The organism is Paenibacillus sp. WC2504 (genome assembly GCF_052682475.1).
Genome location: NZ_JBQZFH010000001.1, coordinates 7,189,299 through 7,204,644, shown reverse-complemented (window position 1 = coordinate 7,204,644; position 15,346 = coordinate 7,189,299). Strand labels below are relative to the sequence as shown.

General features: G+C 48.9%; 16 protein-coding genes. 13 read left to right on the top strand and 3 right to left on the bottom strand.

Going from position 1 to position 15,346, the window contains the following annotated elements; translation table 11 throughout:
- Window positions 1–2 precede the first annotated feature (2 nt).
- The 3 genes from ACUN27_RS32770 to ACUN27_RS32760 all read left to right on the top strand — a co-directional run bounded on the left by ACUN27_RS32770 (window position 3) and on the right by ACUN27_RS32760 (window position 2,363).
- Window positions 3–1,262: a (Fe-S)-binding protein gene (locus tag ACUN27_RS32770; protein ID WP_315956245.1), complete on the top strand. Its 1,260-nt coding sequence runs from the start codon at window positions 3–5 to the stop codon at window positions 1,260–1,262.
- A 173-nt stretch (window positions 1,263–1,435) separates the two neighbouring features.
- A complete protein-coding gene (locus tag ACUN27_RS32765; protein ID WP_445560277.1) occupies window positions 1,436–2,113 on the top strand; it encodes an NAD-dependent epimerase/dehydratase family protein in 678 nt (225 codons plus the stop codon).
- A 73-nt stretch (window positions 2,114–2,186) separates the two neighbouring features.
- Window positions 2,187–2,363: a hypothetical protein gene (locus tag ACUN27_RS32760; protein ID WP_445560276.1), complete on the top strand. Its 177-nt coding sequence runs from the start codon at window positions 2,187–2,189 to the stop codon at window positions 2,361–2,363.
- Between the two features lie 82 nt (window positions 2,364–2,445).
- Here ACUN27_RS32760 and ACUN27_RS32755 read toward each other — a convergent pair whose 3' ends face one another.
- Window positions 2,446–3,309 carry an AraC family transcriptional regulator gene (locus ACUN27_RS32755; RefSeq protein ID WP_315956223.1) on the bottom strand — a complete coding sequence of 288 codons (864 nt, stop codon included), beginning with the start codon at window positions 3,307–3,309 and terminating at the stop codon, window positions 2,446–2,448.
- Between the two features lie 145 nt (window positions 3,310–3,454).
- Between ACUN27_RS32755 and ACUN27_RS32750 the strand changes: the two genes are divergently transcribed.
- The 6 genes from ACUN27_RS32750 to ACUN27_RS32725 all read left to right on the top strand — a co-directional run bounded on the left by ACUN27_RS32750 (window position 3,455) and on the right by ACUN27_RS32725 (window position 9,753).
- Window positions 3,455–4,285 carry an amidohydrolase family protein gene (locus ACUN27_RS32750; RefSeq protein ID WP_326062560.1) on the top strand — a complete coding sequence of 277 codons (831 nt, stop codon included), beginning with the start codon at window positions 3,455–3,457 and terminating at the stop codon, window positions 4,283–4,285.
- Window positions 4,282–5,226, top strand: coding sequence for an aldo/keto reductase (locus tag ACUN27_RS32745; protein ID WP_326062559.1), 945 nt, complete (start codon window positions 4,282–4,284; stop codon window positions 5,224–5,226). Before ACUN27_RS32750 ends, ACUN27_RS32745 begins: the two co-directional genes overlap by 4 nt.
- Window positions 5,227–5,238: 12 nt before the next feature.
- Window positions 5,239–6,252 carry a zinc-binding alcohol dehydrogenase family protein gene (locus ACUN27_RS32740; protein WP_326062558.1) on the top strand — a complete coding sequence of 338 codons (1,014 nt, stop codon included), beginning with the start codon at window positions 5,239–5,241 and terminating at the stop codon, window positions 6,250–6,252.
- Between the two features lie 176 nt (window positions 6,253–6,428).
- Entirely contained in the window at window positions 6,429–8,459 is a 2,031-nt protein-coding gene (tkt, locus tag ACUN27_RS32735) for a transketolase (protein WP_326062557.1), read from the top strand.
- Window positions 8,460–8,490: 31 nt separating this feature from the next.
- Entirely contained in the window at window positions 8,491–9,147 is a 657-nt protein-coding gene (gene fsa / locus ACUN27_RS32730; protein ID WP_127458268.1) for a fructose-6-phosphate aldolase, read from the top strand.
- A 114-nt stretch (window positions 9,148–9,261) separates the two neighbouring features.
- On the top strand, window positions 9,262–9,753 hold the full coding sequence (locus ACUN27_RS32725; RefSeq protein ID WP_445560275.1) for a YhcH/YjgK/YiaL family protein: 492 nt from the start codon (window positions 9,262–9,264) through the stop codon (window positions 9,751–9,753).
- A gap of 61 nt (window positions 9,754–9,814) precedes the next feature.
- On the opposite strand, the gene ACUN27_RS32720 is transcribed toward ACUN27_RS32725, so the two are convergent.
- Together ACUN27_RS32720 and ACUN27_RS32715 are read right to left on the bottom strand one after the other, a co-directional pair.
- Window positions 9,815–11,212, bottom strand: coding sequence for an MATE family efflux transporter (locus ACUN27_RS32720; protein ID WP_445560274.1), 1,398 nt, complete (start codon window positions 11,210–11,212; stop codon window positions 9,815–9,817).
- Window positions 11,213–11,278: 66 nt separating this feature from the next.
- Window positions 11,279–11,563 carry a DUF3817 domain-containing protein gene (locus ACUN27_RS32715; RefSeq protein ID WP_157323862.1) on the bottom strand — a complete coding sequence of 95 codons (285 nt, stop codon included), beginning with the start codon at window positions 11,561–11,563 and terminating at the stop codon, window positions 11,279–11,281.
- A 166-nt stretch (window positions 11,564–11,729) separates the two neighbouring features.
- On the opposite strand from ACUN27_RS32715, the gene ACUN27_RS32710 reads away from it, so the two are divergent.
- The 4 genes from ACUN27_RS32710 (at window position 11,730) to ACUN27_RS32695 (ending at window position 15,345) form a co-directional block, all read left to right on the top strand.
- Window positions 11,730–12,110: an ATPase gene (locus ACUN27_RS32710; protein WP_315956230.1), complete on the top strand. Its 381-nt coding sequence runs from the start codon at window positions 11,730–11,732 to the stop codon at window positions 12,108–12,110.
- Between the two features lie 138 nt (window positions 12,111–12,248).
- Window positions 12,249–12,818, top strand: coding sequence for a TetR/AcrR family transcriptional regulator (locus tag ACUN27_RS32705; protein ID WP_445560273.1), 570 nt, complete (start codon window positions 12,249–12,251; stop codon window positions 12,816–12,818).
- 35 nt (window positions 12,819–12,853) lie between these two features.
- Complete coding sequence (locus ACUN27_RS32700; RefSeq protein ID WP_445560272.1) at window positions 12,854–14,128, top strand: HlyD family secretion protein; 1,275 nt, start codon at window positions 12,854–12,856, stop codon at window positions 14,126–14,128.
- 8 nt (window positions 14,129–14,136) lie between these two features.
- Window positions 14,137–15,345: an ABC transporter permease gene (locus tag ACUN27_RS32695; protein ID WP_315956233.1), complete on the top strand. Its 1,209-nt coding sequence runs from the start codon at window positions 14,137–14,139 to the stop codon at window positions 15,343–15,345.
- Window position 15,346: the final 1 nt, after the last annotated feature.

The window sequence follows — 15,346 nt, the reverse complement described above, 5'->3', positions numbered from 1 at the left end:
GCATGCGCTGCGGCTTCTGCCTTCCCGTGTGTCCGACGTTTAAGCAAACAGGCATCGAAGCCGAGTCCCCTCGCGGGCGTATTTCCTTGATGAAAGCCGCCGTGGATGGTGTTATGGAGCCTGGCATTTCCTTCGAGGATCAAATGAATCACTGTTTAGGTTGCCGCGCGTGTGAGCCGGCTTGTCCTGCGGATGTGAAATACGGACAATTGATTGAGCAAGCCCGCGATGCGGTTGAAACCCACACGAAGCAGCATAGATGGTGGGTACGCGGTGTGCGCAAGGTGGTCTTCAAAGAGCTGTTCCCATCACAGCAAAAAATGCGGCTGCTGGGTTCAGGGATGCATTTTTATAAAAAATCAGGCCTGCAATCCGTTGTTCGAAAAACAGGCGTTGTCGGCTTATTTTCCAAACAGCTATCGGATATGGAGAAAATTCTGCCTGATGCATCCGGCAAGGGGATTACGCAGCTTCTCGGCACCTTTATCCCGGCCAAAGGAGAGAAGATTGCTACCGTCGGTATGTTCAGGGGGTGTTTGATGGATGTGATGTTCACCCAAACGAATATCAAAACCGTCAAGCTGCTGTCCGAAGCAGGCTTTGATGTTGTCATTCCAGAGTCGCAGAACTGCTGCGGTGCTCTACACGCGCATAGCGGTGAAAGCGATCAAGCCAAAATGCTGGCCAAAAATAACATCCGCGCTTTCCAGGAAGCCGGCGTGGACTTCATTGTATCGAATGCAGGAGGTTGCGGCGCGATTCTAGTCGAGTACGATCATCTGCTGCATGATGAGCCGGAATGGAAGGAAGCCGCAGGTTGGTTCGCTGCACGAGTGAAAGATATTTCAACGATTCTTGTGGAAAAAGGACGTCCGCTTCAGTTTGCTGATAGCCAAACAGCTGCGGCTTCTACTCGAGTGACGTATCAAGATTCCTGCCATCTGCGCAATGTAATGAAAGGGAGCAATCCGTCCAGACAACTGTTGAAAGAAGTAGGCAATGTTACTTTTGTCGAAATGAAGGATGCGGGCTCTTGCTGTGGATCTGCCGGTATTTATAACGTAACGCAGCCGGAAATGGCGAATCAGATTCTGGAAGATAAAATGGTCAATGCCAACGCCACGGAAGCTAGATATTTGGTGACAAGCAACCCTGGCTGTCTGCTGCAAATGAAGCTGGGCATCGATAAGCATGGGCAAAAAGGTCAGATGGAAGCCGTCCATATTGCGGACTTTTTATATGATCGCGTTGTAAAACATTAATGTTATTACTCAGCAGGCTGCTCTCGTAAGAGGGTGGCTTGTTTTTTGTCCATTCACGCCACTTCCCTTGCAATTTTTTGGTAAAATAGAAGGGGTAGGGTTAGACTAGCGGAAAAGATGTCATTTGAACTTAATCATCGTTGTTTACGTTAGTTGTAGAGAGGAGGATCTACGTGAACATTTTAGTTACCGGAGGAGCCGGTTTTATTGGATCACTAATTGTCGATGACCTGCTTCAGGAGGGGCATGACGTACACATCTTTGATAATCTGACTACGGGGCGAATGGCGTATGTGAATGAAAAAGCTGTTTTCCATCATGGGGATTTACTGGACGGCAACAGGCTTGCCGAGGTATTCGCTGCTTCCCGTCCGGAGGTTGTTATCCATCACGCGGCGCAAATCGATGTTCAGACATCGCTTATTAATCCTTTATTGGATGCAAAAATCAACATCTTAGGGACAATTGACCTGCTGGAGCAATGCCGAGAGCATGGTGTTCGGAAGTTGATTTATGCTTCCTCTGCTGCGGTCTACGGAACTCCGCAGTATCTGAGCGTGGACGAAGCACATCCGGTCAGGCCGCTATCCTTCTATGGTATTTCCAAGCATACGCCGGAACACTATATAGAAAGTTTTGCATTGCTATACGGGATGGACTATACCGTTCTGCGGTATGCGAATGTATATGGCATTAGGCAGGATCCCAAGGGGGAGGGCGGAGTCGTCGCCATTTTTATGGACAAGCTGCTGGACGGCAAGCAGCCGGTGATTTATGGTGACGGGGAACAAACGCGGGATTTCATTTATGTCCAAGACATCGTGAGCGCCAATCAGGGCCGCCCTGTATAAAGGCAGCCGTGGGATTTACAATATTAGTTGCAACGAACAAACAAGTATCAACGAGCTTCTGAAGGAAATGTGCTTGATCTGCGAAAGCAGCTTCAATCCAGCTTATGAAGCTGCCCGTACCGGCGATATCGTTCACAGCCGGTTAGACAATCGAGCAGCGCTTAACGATCTCGGGTGGAGCCCTATTTTTACGCTTAGAGACGGTTTAGGGGCGACATTTGCCTACTATAAAACGCAATATCAAGTATGAACGGCTGCCATTAGGGTTTGACTATTATGGCTTCAGTTATTTTCTAGGAGGGGTTGTTGCCTATGGGGCAGCATAAAAAGTGTTATCGGATGCTTTTTCTTGCTGCTGCCGGTGTCATACCCAGAACTCTTTTGAACATGGCGTGAAAATGGGGAAGGCTCTCGAAGCCGCAGAGCTCCGCAATATGATGAATATTGACATCACTTTCAGACAGCAGCTGTTTAGCGCGAATAATCCGTTTGGTGATGATGTAGGCCGTCACGTTCATTCCGATCAACTGCTTGAACACGCGGCTAAAATGAGCGGGCGAAACGGAGGCTTGTTTCGAAAGTGTTTGGAGCCCGATATCTTCGCAGAAATGCTCATCGATATAGAGCAGCACGTCTCTCATCCAGACGGGAGCAACAAGGGGATCTCCTGTATTGAATGCATGACCTGAGGCCACATCGCGCTGTAAAAAAAGCAGAAGCTGAAGGAGTTGGACATAGATGGCTTGTCGATGCCCAGGTCCCTCGTGCTTAAATTCGTGCTGGATGGACTCCAGATAGTGCTCAAGGTGCTGCCTTTGTGGAAGCAGCGTTTCCAGCCTATACTGGCGGAGCTCTACGGCCTGCTCAAAGCTTTGCAAATAGGAGAACGTTTCCCCGAATTGCGGTGCTTGAACCAAGCTTGAACTGAAATATACCGCCGTTGAAGTCACAGGGGTTTCTTTATCCGGAGTCGCGCGGTGAATGATATGGCCGGGAATAAGGAAAATGTCTCCGGCTTTCATTTCATAAAAGGTGTGATCGATGAACATCGTGCCTTTGCCGCGGTATACATAAACAATTTCATACCAGTCGTGGAAATGGTCAGGGAGCTCGCTTTGCGAGCTTTTTGTGTGTTTATAAGCGTAGGAGAACGGAAAAGTTTCATGGTTATCAAAAACTTTGTGAATAGGATGCACGTTGTCTGCTCCTTTCCTTTCACTGTCCTCTCATGATATCAAAAAAGCGTATAAATGTGCTAGAAATCATTATTTTATAGTTTAGAAATGCTGTTAAAATAAAAGAAAGCGATATCAATATAGGACATGAAGAAGGAGAAGCGCCATGCGAATTGATGCCCACCAGCACTATTGGCGAATAAACCGCGGGGATTACGGATGGATTGGTCCTGAGCTGCCGATCCTGTATCGGGATTATGGCCCAAACGATTTAGTACCGCACCTGAAAGAGCATAACCTGAATGCTACGATCGTTGTTCAAGCGGCGCCGACACTGGAAGAAACGGCTTATCTGCTGTCATTAAGCGATGAATCCGAGACCATTGCAGGCGTAGTAGGTTGGCTTGATCTCAACGATCCGGACTTCCTGCATCATTATCAACGTTTTTGCAAGCATCCCAAGTATGTGGGCTTTCGAGTCATGATTCAAGAAATGCCGGACGCGAACCGAATTCTGGAACCTCATTTTATCGAGGCGCTGCGATATTTTGCCGAACATGATGTACCGGTCGATTTGCTTGTCGTGTCCCATCAATTAGCACCGATTATTGAACTGCTGGATCAGGTTCCCGGTTTACGTGCGGTTATCGATCATATCGCGAAGCCGCGGATTGCGGATGGTGTTTTGGAGCCTTGGAAAAGCCAGATGGCGGCTATCGCCAAGCATCCCAAAGTGTATTGTAAGCTCTCGGGTATGGTGACAGAAGCGGATCACAGCAATTGGAAGAAAGAAGATTTTACTGCGTATATCCAGCATGCTTTAGAGGTATTCGGGACAGACCGTGTGATGTTTGGCAGTGACTGGCCGGTATGCTTGCTGGCGGCTAGCTACGAGGAGGTTGTCGAGGTACTGACCCATTCGTTACCGGATACTTGGACACAGGACGAGAAAGACCGCCTATTTGGACTAAACGCAAAGGGGTTCTATAAGCTATGAAATATCGTAAATTAGGCAAAACAGGACTTGACGTCTCTGTCTTGAGTTTCGGCGCATCCTCTCTCGGCTCTGTTTTCCGTGAAACGAATGAAGAAGAAAGCATCCGGACCGTTCATACGGCGGTTGATCTTGGTATCAATCTAATCGATGTGTCCCCGTATTATGGATTGACCAAAGCGGAAACTGTACTGGGTAAAGCCATCGCACAAATGGACAGATACCGCTTTATGTTGACGACAAAAGCCGGTCGTTATGGGGATGCTGAGTTCGACTTTTCAAAGGAACGGATTATCCGAAGCGTAGATGAAAGCTTAAAACGGCTGCAAACGGATTATATCGATATTTTATATTTGCATGATATTGAATTTGCGGCTTTCGATGAGGTTGTTGAAGAAAGCTTCCCGGCGTTGGATGCTTTGAAGCAATCGGGAAAAGTCCGGTATTTCGGGGTATCGGGACTACCGCTAACGGTATTTGAAAAATCGCTGGCCGTGAAAGAAATGGATTCCGTATTGTCTTATTGTCATTATTCATTGAATGATACGTCCTTGTTGAATGTACTCCCGCTGCTCGAGCAGCACCAGGTTGGTCTCGTGAATGCTTCGCCGCTGTCCATGGGACTGTTGAGCACAAGACCTGCTGCGGCTTGGCATCCGGCGCCAGATGACATTCGACGGATCTGTAAAGAGGCGGCGGAATTCTGCGCGAGCAGAGGCTTGGACATTGCCAAGCTGGCGGTGCAATATGCGACTGCGAATGAGCGGATTCCTACGACGCTGGTCAGCACGGCGAGTCCTGAGAACATCAGCAAGAATATTGCATGGACAGATGAGCCGATGGATACCGAGCTGCTGCAAGAGGTTTTGGGCATTTTGAAGCCGATTCACAACAAGTCATGGGTTAGCGGAAGACCTGAATATAACGAAAAAACTTACGTATAGGGAGGGAACACATTGAAAGCGATCGTATGTGAACAGGTTGAACAGTTTAATTTTGTAGAGATGCAGGAGCCAGTTGTGAGAGCGGGGGAAGCCATCGTTCGTATCAAAAGAATCGGGATCTGCGGGACGGATTTGCACGCCTACAAAGGGAATCAGCCATTTTTCAGCTATCCGCGGGTATTGGGTCATGAACTTTCCGGGTTTGTCGAGGAAATCGGTGAAGGTGTGACGGGATTGCAGACCGGCGACCAAGTCAGTATCGTCCCTTATATGCACTGCGGGACATGCATTGCTTGCCGCAATGGGAATACGAATTGCTGTACCGATATGAAAGTACTTGGCGTACACACGGATGGAGGAATGAGAGAGTTGATTTCCGTCCCTGCCAGCCATCTCATTAAGACCGAAGGGCTCACGCTGGATGAAGCAGCTATGCTGGAGCCGCTTAGCATCGGTGCTCACGCCGTGCGGAGATCCGGGCTTCGCGCCGGCGAAACGGTGCTCGTCATTGGCGCAGGACCAATCGGACTTGGCGTCATGGTCCTGGCGAAGCAATTTGGCGCTAATGTCATTGTTATGGATATCAATGACGAGCGATTGGCGTTTTGCCGCAAGTGGGCAGGTGTCGATCATACCGTGAATGCGCTGCAGCAGCCGAAGGAGCAGCTCGCTGAGCTCACGAATGGCGATATGCCCACCATAGTCTTCGATGCGACAGGGAACGCACGTTCCATGACGGACGCCTTCGGACTTGTCGCGCACAGCGGCAAGCTCGTGTATGTTGGCCTCGTGAAGGCGGACATCACCTTCCATGATCCCGAGTTTCACAAACGGGAGCTGACACTGATGGGCAGCCGCAACGCGACGATGGAAGATTTCGATACCGTACGTGAAGCGATGCGTAATGGCGTCATCGACATTGCGAGTTATATCACACACCGCGCTGACTTTGAGGATATGATCGGCCAGTTTGAGAGTTGGCTCAAGCCGGAGTCCAAGGTGATTAAAGCGATCGTTTGTTTATAAGATGAGGTGCGCTCAACTGCTGTATGCAGGTAGGCGCGCCTTTTGCTTTTATTCATGGATCAACATATAGACACCTTCTATAGCAAGTATCGAAACTATCGATTTTTTTAATGTTCTGACTATCCTTATAATAGAGATATGCAGCAGCACAAAAGAAAGAGATGGAGGGAATACTGTTGAAACAGACAACTGTTGGTATTGAAGAATTAAGCATCAACGCCATTCGCACACTAACGATTGACGCTGTCGAGAAAGCCGCAATGGGTCATCCAGGCATGCCGATGGGTGCCGCTCCGATGGCCTATGCCCTATGGACACAGCACCTCAAACATAATCCTGCCGATGCCAAATGGGTAGACCGCGACCGCTTCGTTCTTTCGGCGGGACACGGTTCAATGCTGTTATACAGCCTGCTACACTTGAGCGGCTATGGCCTTACATTAGATGATATCAAAGAGTTTCGCCAATGGGGAAGCCTTACGCCAGGACATCCGGAATACGGTCACACGGTTGGTGTAGAAGCGACTACCGGGCCACTTGGTCAAGGTGTGGCGATGGCTGTCGGTATGGCAATGGCTGAAGCACATCAAGCTGCCGTATATAACAAGCCGAATTTCCCGATTGTCGATCACTACACGTATGCTATTTGCGGTGACGGCGATCTCATGGAAGGTGTTTCCTCAGAGGCTGCGTCCTTAGCAGGCCACTTAAAATTGGGTAAACTAATCGTGCTTTATGATTCTAACGACATCTCACTAGACGGAGAATTGAACATGTCGTTCTCGGAGAACGTTCGTACACGAATAGAATCCTATGGCTGGCAATACTTGCGCGTGGAAGAGCAGAATAATGTCGAAGCAATTTCCGCTGCAATCGCAGAAGGTAAGGCAGATACAAGCCGCCCTACGCTGATTGAGATCAAAACAACCATCGGTTACGGGTCCCCGAACAAAGCGGGCAAAGGCGGCCATGGCGGTACGCACGGCTCACCGCTTGGCAAAGAAGAGCTACTCCTGACGAAGCAGGCGCTGGGTTGGCCACTGGAGCCGGATTTCTATGTGCCGGCTGAAGTGTACGAGCATTTCGCCCACTACAAAGAGCTGGGCGCGAAGGCTCAAAACAGCTGGGAGCAGCTGTGGAACAGCTACCAGGCTGCTTATCCCGAGCTCGCTAAGCAGTTCGAGCTCGCAAGCAGCGGCAACCTTCCGGCGGATTGGAACGCCGATGTGCCGCGCTTTACACCGGAGAGCGGCGCGATCTCGACGCGCACGGCGTCCGGCAAAGTGCTCAACGGCCTGGCGAAGCGGGTTCCTCAGCTCGTCGGCGGTTCAGCCGATCTGGCGAGTTCCAACTTCACTATGCTGAACGACGACGCGGCATTCAGCGCCGCGGACTACAGCGGCCGCAACTTCTGGTTCGGCGTCCGGGAATTCGCCATGGGCGCAGCGCTGAACGGGATGCTGCTGCATGGCGGTTTAAGAGCCTTCGGCGGCACGTTCCTCGTGTTCAGCGATTACTTGCGCGGCGCGATCCGCTTGTCCGCGCTGATGAAGCTTCCTGTTGCGTACGTGTTCACGCACGACAGCATCGCTGTCGGTGAGGACGGCCCGACGCACCAACCGATCGAGCAGATCCCATCCTTGCGGATGATTCCGGATCTGACGTTGTTCCGTCCTGCGGACGCGAATGAGACGGCTGCCGCTTGGGAGTATGTCCTCCAAGCGCAAGAAGGCCCCTTCGTATTTGCGTTGTCCCGTCAGAACTTGCCGGTGCTGCCTGGTACGGATCAACTTGCTTATGCTCACATTGGGCAAGGCGCATATGTGCTGGCTGAGGCTGCACCTGGTGCTGTGCCGGATGTTCAGCTCATTGCAACAGGCTCCGAAGTCAGCTTAGCACTTGACGTGAAGAAGCAGTTGGCGCAATATGGTATTGGAGCAAATGTCATTTCCATGCCAAGCCGTGAGCTGTTTGAGCAGCAATCTTTGGACGTGCAGCAGGCGGTTCTTCATCCGAATGTGAAAGCTAATGTCGTCATTGAGATGGCATATCCTGCTGGATGGGAAGAGATTACGGGTGGCGAAGGTTTTGTCGTGGGGATCCGGAAATTCGGAGCATCCGCGAAGGCAGACCGCGTAATTCGTGAATATGGTTTTAACGCAGAAGCAATCGTACAACAAATTAGACAGAAGTATTTCCAAGATTAACCCAAAACGGGAGAAAAGGTAGGGATACACTATGAAATTGTTTATCGACACAGCCAATGTAGAAGAAATTCGTAAAGCTCACGCGTTAGGTGTTGTTGCAGGGGTAACGACAAATCCTTCCCTTATTGCCAAAGAAGGCAGAGATTTCTTCGAAACTGTACAAGAAATCGTATCTATTGTAGGCGATGTTCCAATTAGCGCCGAAGTTGTTTCCTTGAAAGCAGACGAAATGGTCGAGCAAGGTAAGAAGCTGGCTAAGATTAGCCCGAACATTGTCATCAAGCTGCCAATGACACTTGATGGTCTTCAAGCTACTAGTGCTTTCAGAGCTTTAGGCATTCCGACGAATGTGACGTTGATCTTCTCCTCGACGCAAGCCTTATTAGCTGCTCGCGCAGGTGCAACCTTCGTTTCACCATTTATCGGACGTTTGGATGATATTAACCAAGTCGGGATGAACCTGATTAAGGAAATCAGCCAAATTTTCCAAGTGCATAACATTAAATCCGAAATTATTGCTGCCAGCGTTCGTCACTCCGCACACGTGATTGAAGCCGCGCTTGCAGGGTCACATATCGCAACAGTGCCTTACAAAGTCATCGAGTCCATGAGCAAACATCCGCTTACTGATGCGGGTATCGAGAAGTTTCTGGCCGATTGGGAAGGCGCAAACCAAAAAACGTTCTAATAGCCCTAGAGTAGAAAGATTCGCTTTGTATAAAGCGAGTCTTTTTTCTCGTTATAAGCTATAGTATTTATAGGCATTCTACTCTATTTCATGTTATAGAAAAGGAGAGTTCAAATGATTATTAGTGATTTGAAGCATTTCGAACAAGAGCGTCATTTGTGGCCCGCGGCGATCGGGCGTGGGATCGATTACATTTTGAACCGTAACCTAGGCGAGGCGGAGGCTGGCAGATACGATTTGGAAGGGGATAACGGTCTTCTGATGTTTGCTAATGTGCAGGAAGTTGTCACCCGTCCTGCTGAGGAACAACTGCCGGAGTCTCATGTTGTGTACACGGATATTCAGTTCCTTGTCAGCGGCGAAGAGAAGCTTAGTTTCTATAAACTGCATCAGGATGCCAAAGTCATCGATAACAAATTCGAAACGCATGATGTCGCTTTTTATGAAACCGATCCTGCTCAGCTGGAGACAGGCATATTATTGAAGCCAGGCATGTTCGCAGTATGCTTCCCTTCGGATATTCACCGTCCGAACTGCTTGATTACAGAGGCAAGTGCTAACAAGAAAATCGTTGTGAAAGTACATAAAGATTTGCTGCAGCTTTAAAATATAGCAAAGAGACTATCCCGTAAGGTCCGTGATGACCTGGGATAGTCTCTTTCGTTTACTAAGCCTTAGCCGGAATCATTCTAGCTTGTCTCCATTTACCGAGCTGATAGTAAATCACATTCAGCGTCATAGCTACAGTGAAGCTGACGGGGAAACTCCACCAAATTACGTCAAAGCCGTATTTGTGGGAGAGCACCGTGGCGAGTGGGATTCGCACCAGCAGCAGTGCGATGAACGCCACTACGAGCGGGAATACCACGGAACCGGCGGAACGAACAACGCCTGCCACGACATTAAATACGCCGAAAATAATAAACGACCACAACGTTAAATTATTGATGTGAACCCCGAGCGCAATCGCTTCCCCTTCCGACGGAAGGAACAGCGAAACGACTTCTCGGTTGAACAACGTCAGCACGATGACGATTAGACCCGTCATCAAAATGTTGACGGCTACACCGGTCCACGTAATGCGGTTCACTCGGCCCCACAAGCCTGCGCCGATGTTTTGTGCGGCCATGGAGGTAACGGCTCCGCCGATTGCCATCGCCGGCATTTGCACATAGCTGGATATTTGCATGGCTACTCCAAAAGCAGCCGTCGATTCAGATCCATACGAATTTACGAGATGAACGAGCAACAGATTGCTGATAGAAACGACGACCATGTTTAATCCCATAGGCACCCCTTTTTGAATCAAGGTGCGAATGATCGTCCAGTTGATGCGCAGGAGCGGGAGATCTTCTTTGGTAATCCGCAGAAAATATTTTTTGCGATACAGATACAGAATGAGCAGCACGAAGCTGATCAATTGCGCAATAAAGGTGGCAACCGCTGAGCCGGCAATGCCCATTTTCGGAAAAGGTCCGATTCCGTCAATTAAAAGTGGATTCAGGATGACGTCCAATATCGCGGATAAAAGCAAGAAATAGAATGGCGTCTTGGCATCACCAGAGCCGCGCAAGATAGCCATAATCAGGTTAAATCCAAACATAAACGGTACGCCGGCGAACAAAATCCGTGTATAGACTACCGCGAGGTCCTTCACATCCGGCGGTGTGTTCATCCAAGTTAGAATGGTTGTGGAAAATAATAATCCGAACGCGGCAACAAGAATTGAAAGGATAAGAAAGAAGACGGTGCTGGTGCCGACTACTTTCTTGGCTTCGTGCGTTTTTTTCGCACCGAGATTTTGACCGATCAAAATAACGGCAGCCATAGCAAACCCGAAGATCGAGCTAATTAAAAAGAACATAATGATGTTGGCATTCGATGTCGCCGCAAGACCGCCTTCACCGAGATATTTGCCGATCCATACGGCATTGATAGAGCCGTTAAGTGTCTGAAGCACATTGCCTAATAGAATCGGTAATGAAAATAAAATTAACGTTTTGGCAATAGGGCCTTCCGTTAGGGAAGGTCGTGCTTTTGCTGGGGTGTCCCCGTTTCCACGCATGATAGCCTCCTGATCTTCTGACTTACTTTAAAATGTATTTCTTGTTCGCTAAAGCAGTTCCTTTCTTTATTTCGCAATTCGGCGCTCCAGAATAAAAGGACCAAAAGGAATAAAGGCAGCCAGGAAAGCCCCCAACACTCGCCAAATCGACCAGCGATGCATGAGCGTGACCCAAGCAATGGAGATCAGATAGAGCACAAAGAGAAACCCGTGTGCCATCCCCACAAACTTTACGGCCTGTGGAAGGTCGAGTGCGTATTTGAGCGGCATAGCAATGCCCAATAAGATCAGAAAGGAAATTCCTTCAGCCCTCCCAACATAGCGTAGGGTGTTTAGTGATTGTTTTAGCAATATGTACAGCTCCTTTAAAGATAAGTTTTGTAGAATCACATCTATTTTAAACTAAAAATGTGTAGGGAGTATGAACAAAACGTTTCAATTGGACACAACCTAGTTTTTTTAGTAGGATAATAGGAATAGCTTAATAATAGCTTCATAGAGGTAGGGGGAAAATCAGATGCTTCGACTTGGTGAGAGAGTCATCGTCATTGGGGATAGTTTAGAACAAAACCTGCCGATTGGCGGATATGGATATATCATTGCTTACGACCGCAATAACGATAATATTTTCGATTATGTTATTCGAGTTCCCAAAGATAATAAACACTACTATGTGCCTGCCATCGATATAGAGTTGGAAGAAGTGCTTCTTCATGAGGAAGCGGCTCGCGTTGAGAAAGAAGCGTTGATTGATTTTGCGCTGGCCACAAAGAATGAAGAGTTGTTCCGAAGAGTGATGAACGGCGAGGCAAGTCCGGAGCCGGAAAAAGAACGGGACAAAGAAGTGCAGTCCAGAGAAGAATTTATTAAACAAATCGGCTTGAAAGCCTGGATTTAATACACCATATCGTGAGAAACCCGCTAAATCAGCGGGTTTTTTCTTTTTCTTAAGAGGTTATTGATAAAATCGGTAAATGGTGGTACATTAATAATCGAACACAAAACTGTTGTAGTATTTTAGTTCTGAGGTGAACTTATGGATGCCAAAAAACAATTAATTATGGAATCTGCCAAGAAATCTTTTTCCCTTTTCGGGTACAAAGGCACGACGATGGATCAAATCGCCAAAATTGCCGGTGTAGGCAAAGCGACGATTTATACGTTTTTTGCCAATAAAGAAGAGCTATTGCACGACATTATTCAGTCGTTAATCACGGAGATGAAAACAGTCGCCGAGAAAGCGATCACGGAAGGGGCAACGCCCTTCGAGAAAATTCATGGAGCGTTGTATGAGATTCTCGTTTTCCGCAAAGAGCATGAGCTGCTTATTCAACTATCCCATGAGGTGCAGCAATTTGGCAGCCCGGTTACGATCGAAGCGATGGCCAGTATTGAGACGGAGGTCGTTCAGTTTATCTCTGAACACATTGAACGAGCGATACATAATGGCACAATGAAAAATTGTGAGCCGAAAATGACGGCTTTTATCCTATTTAAGCTGTACGTTGCTTTAGTGTTCGATTGGGAGAAGCAGAATGAGCCTCTGACCGATGAGCGGATTCTCAAGCTTTTGCAGATCTACTTTGGCAATTTCATTAATGAATAATTTTTTATTTTAGTATTTTGTGGAGGGATTTTTTTATGCGTTTTATTCGACCAATGGTTTATTCTGTAATGGCGGTTGTTATCGGCACAAGTGCCTTTCTGCTAACGGCGAAATCAGCTAGGAGTCAAACGGATGCTGTGAATCAAGTACATCCTACAGCTTATATAGAAACAAACGAAGTGAGCGCCAGTTTTAAAGTAGGCGGCAGAGTCACTGAGGTCCTTGTGAAGGAAGGGGAAGCGGTGAAAAAAGGGCAGGTGCTCGCCCGTCTGCAAAGCGCTGAGATCGAAGCGAAGGTTGCGCAGGCCAAAGCGGCCGTCGCCCTCGCGCAAGGCAAAATTGCCGAAGCGCAAGGCGCAACGGCTACCGCGGTAGCGAAGAAGCAGCAGGGCATCGCGGGCGTGAACGTAACGGCGGATACGGCTGAGCAGCAGGTCGCACAAGCCCAGGCCGCGGTGAACGCTGCCCAAGCGAAGGTGGATGCGCTGAAGAACGGCGCACGCCCTGAGGAGAAGAAGCAGGCGGAAATTCAATTCCAAGCGGCTTCGGAAGTGTACACGATTGCCGAGCAGAATATGAATCGGATGACTGCGATGCTGGAGCAAGGTCTTGTCTCGCAAGCGGACGTAGACAAAGTGAAGGTCAGCTTCGAGGAAGCGAAAACCAAGCGAGATCTGGCGCAGCAGCAGCTGAACATGGCGAACCAAGGCCCGCGGGAGGAAGAGATTCGCGGAGCGGAAGCTTTGCTGGAGCAAGCGCAAGCATCCTTGAAGCTCGCTGAAGCTAACCGCGGGACGGTGCAGGTGCGACAAGGCGATGTCGCAGCGGCAGAAGCCGCCGTGCAGCAAGCTCAAGGCGCGGTCAAATCCGCGCAGTCCGGCGAGCAGCAAGCCCAAGCCGCGCAGCTGGAGGCCGAGACCTATTTGAGCTATACCGAGCTGCTTGCCCCGACGGATGGGGTGGTCTTGTATCAGTCCGCGCAAGTTGGCGAGCTTGTGGGTTCGGGCTTCCCTGTTTTCTCGATGGAGTCTACGGAGCAGCGCTGGGCTAAGTTTTACTTGCCGGAGACGTCGATTGCAGGACTCAAAGCGGGGAACAAAATCAGCATGACCATTTTATCGACAGGCGAGAATGTCGTAGGTACCGTTACCTCCGTGGCCGCAGCGCCGGATTTTGCCGTCAAGAAAGCAACACAAACCTCAGGTGAAACAGATATCCGCTCCTTTGGGATCAAAATCGAGCTGAACACATTGCCGGACTCAGCCACAACCGGCATGACCTTGCAGTGGAATGGTAAAACGGAAGGATGATGAAAGAGATGGATCTTCGGATTGGCAAGCTGATAACGGAAGAATGGATGCACATTCTGAAGGACCGGCGTCTTTTTCTGATCTTGTTCTTCGTTCCGGTGATGTATACCGTGCTTTTCGGATCGATTTATGTCCATCACAAAGTCACGGAAATGGCGACGGTCGTCATCGATGAGGACCAAAGTCCGCTCAGCCGTCAGGTCATTCAAGCTTTTGAGCAGAGTGAATCGTTTGAGATTACGAAGGAATATCACTCGGAAGAGGATGTCAAACGTGCACTGGAGACGGGCGAAGCGAAAGTAGGATTAGTTATTCCTTCGAATTTTGAGGCGAAGCTGAAACATGGCGATACGCTGCCCATTCTCACGCTAATCGATGGCAGCAATATGATGATTTCGAACTCGGCTACCAAAGGCGCGAACGAAGTGATTACGACATTCAGCATGGGTTACTCCCAGAAAAAACTGCAGCTGCAGCAAGGGCTCCAAAACGAGCAGGTCATGAACACTCTTTCACCGATTCCTTACCGGTATCGGATTATGTATAACTCAACATTTAATTATAGCGATTTTATGCTGTACGGTCTTGTCGGGGCTATTTTGCAGCAGGTGTTATTTCTCGGTATTGCCCTGACGATTACCAGGGAGAAAGATGCGGGGACATGGCAGCGTTTTGAGGCATGGAAAAGAAATCCATGGCGCATCGCGTATGCGAAGACAGCTCCGTATTTCTTAATTAATCTTTTTAACACATCCGTCACCTTCGTCATTGCTTTGTATGCTTTTGGCGCTCCAATGGGCGGAAGCTTGCTTGTAGGTTTGGCCATTATTCTAAGTTTTACTTTTGCAGTCAGCGGGATCGGCTATCTTATCAGCTTGTTTTCCGGCAATCAACTCGGGGCTACACAAACGGCGATGCTTATTGCTGTGCCATCCTTTATGCTTTCAGGTTTCACGTGGCCGTTCGAGGCAATGCCGAAAGCTCTACAAGTGTTTGGCCACATGCTGCCACTTACGTATTTCTTGGACGGCGTGCGCAACGTGTTCGTGAAGGGGAACGATTTCTCCGTTATTTCGCATGATTGCGTTGCGCTTATCCTAACCGGAGCTTTGACCTATTTCATCGCCATGTTGTTAACGCGATTTGTTGTATTTTCCAAGAAGAAAACACCCGTTAGTCAACCAGCACTACCGCCTAGCTCCAAACTCACTGCTTAAC